The following is a 1,886-nucleotide window of genomic DNA, read 5'->3' on the forward strand; positions in this document are numbered from 1 at the left end:
GCTGTTCAAGAAAAAACCCCAGGTCAGCGCACCTCGCACGCCAGCCGTGCCCGAGGGCGTGGTCGCCTGGGCCGTGGGCGACATCCACGGCCGGCTCGATCTGCTGGAACCGCTCGTCCAGCACATGATCGCCGACCGCGCCGCCGCCCCGGCGGAGCGCACGGTCGTTATCTTCCTCGGCGACTACATCGATCGGGGGCCGCAATCGCGCGACGTGATCCGCTATCTGAGCAGCCTGCCCCGGGATCTGGGCATTGAGTGGCGCTTCCTGAAGGGCAACCACGAGGAAGCCATGCTGGACTTCCTGAAAGATCCAACCACCGGTCCGACGTGGTGTGAATACGGCGGCGACACAACTCTGGCGTCCTACGGCCTGCGCCTGCCGCAGATGAAGCACAAGCCCGAGGCCTGGGTCCATGTCTCGGCGGACCTCGACCACAAGGTCACGCCAGCCGAACGCGCATTCCTCGAGGAGCTGGAGCTCAGCCTGTCAGTCGGCGACTATTTCTTCGCCCACGCCGGGGCGCGGCCGGGCGTCGCTCTGTCCGAACAGTCGACCCGTGACCTGATGTGGATCCGGAACAGCTTCCTCGACAGCGAGGTCGAGTTCGAGAAGGTGGTGGTTCATGGCCATACGCCGCAGATGAGCGTCCACGCTGACCAAAGGCGCATCGGTATCGACACCAAGGCCTACGATTCCGGCGTACTCACCGCCGTCCGGCTGGAGGGACAACGTCGCTCGCTCGCTCAGGCGACCCTGGATGGACCCTTGATACGCGCCCAGCTGCTGTGAATCGGCGTGGACAATGGACCCGTTTAGCGGGGTGATCGGCGTCGAAAAAGGGCTCTGACGCAGTTTTGGTGACGGGATCATGGTGTCGAGCCGATCAGCCTGGCCTGTAGGAGATCGAGCTTTCTGCCGCCGCACATCCGGCGTTTGAAGAGCTTGAACTTGGCGATCTGACCCTCGGCTTGGCCGTTGGACCAACCAGAGGTGATCGCCGCCCGGACGGCGTTGATGTCGCGGTCTATGCCGTTGGCGAAGGATGCCACCAGGCTGGCGCGACCACGCTCGATCCAGGCGCGCAGGTCGCCCTCACCCTGGGCATCGGCTGGTAGAGCCCGTGCTCCGGATGTGGATGGTGGTGCGATCACCGTCGGGCCAGGCACCGGTCAGGATGAAGCTCGCAGGGATGAGGCTGGACGAATAAAGGGCTTTTGCCATGACGCTGATCCGGACGTGAACCCCGCGCCAGTCAGCCAGCCAACTTCACCAAGACTGCGTCAGAGCCCGTATTGGACGCCTATTCACAGTCCGCCATTTCGGTGATTTACCGGCCAGGCGGTCCGTTTTTAATTCCACGATCTTCCAGCGGAGCCGCTCCATGTTCTCCGTTGTGCCTGTTGCGTGGCCTGATCCGGGCTCAGCGACAAAAAGTGCCTCGGCTGCGGCGAAATAGCGACGCCACGGCTCAGCTTTGACAGCCCCGGGTTCTGCGATTACGAGCATAACGTCGAGTTGCCAAAGCTTGAGTGTCGGCTTGGGTTAATGACTTCAAAAAAAACAATGTTTGGTCCGGAGCCAGCCCCTATGTCCGCCGCCCATCTGCTTGCTCCGCTTGTGAACCGAACCCGTCGATCTGACCAGTTCAAGCTGCTGCTGTTGGCCAGTGCCGCCGCCTTCATCGGGGGGCCGGCGTTCGCACAGGAAGCGGGTGGCCTGACACCGCCCGCCGGCCGGGAACTGCCGGTGGATCCGCGTGTCGTGGCCGGCGATGTCGGCTTCAGCTACAACTCGCCGACGCGTCTGGTGATCAACCAGTCCAGCAACCGCGCGATCGTCAACTTCAAGAGCTTCGACATCGCGGCGGGCGCGGGCGTCACGA

Annotated in this window: 3 protein-coding genes; 2 read left to right on the forward strand and 1 reads right to left on the reverse strand. The window is 63.4% G+C overall.

Going from position 1 to position 1,886, the window contains the following annotated elements; genetic code table 11:
* On the forward strand, nucleotides 1-793 hold a 793-nt coding region (locus ACESMO_RS03405), incomplete at its 5' end, for a metallophosphoesterase family protein (RefSeq protein ID WP_372706777.1).
* Between the two features lie 77 nt (nucleotides 794-870).
* Here ACESMO_RS03405 and ACESMO_RS03410 read toward each other — a convergent pair.
* Nucleotides 871-1,170: a transposase gene (locus ACESMO_RS03410; RefSeq protein WP_372706778.1), complete on the reverse strand. Its 300-nt coding sequence runs from the start codon at nucleotides 1,168-1,170 to the stop codon at nucleotides 871-873.
* 421 nt (nucleotides 1,171-1,591) lie between these two features.
* Between ACESMO_RS03410 and ACESMO_RS03415 the strand changes: the two genes are divergently transcribed.
* A partial coding sequence (locus tag ACESMO_RS03415; RefSeq protein WP_372706779.1) for a hypothetical protein occupies nucleotides 1,592-1,886 on the forward strand: 295 nt, incomplete at its 3' end.

The organism is Brevundimonas sp. (assembly GCF_041688735.1).
In the GTDB taxonomy this organism is placed as follows: Bacteria; Pseudomonadota; Alphaproteobacteria; order Caulobacterales; family Caulobacteraceae; genus Brevundimonas.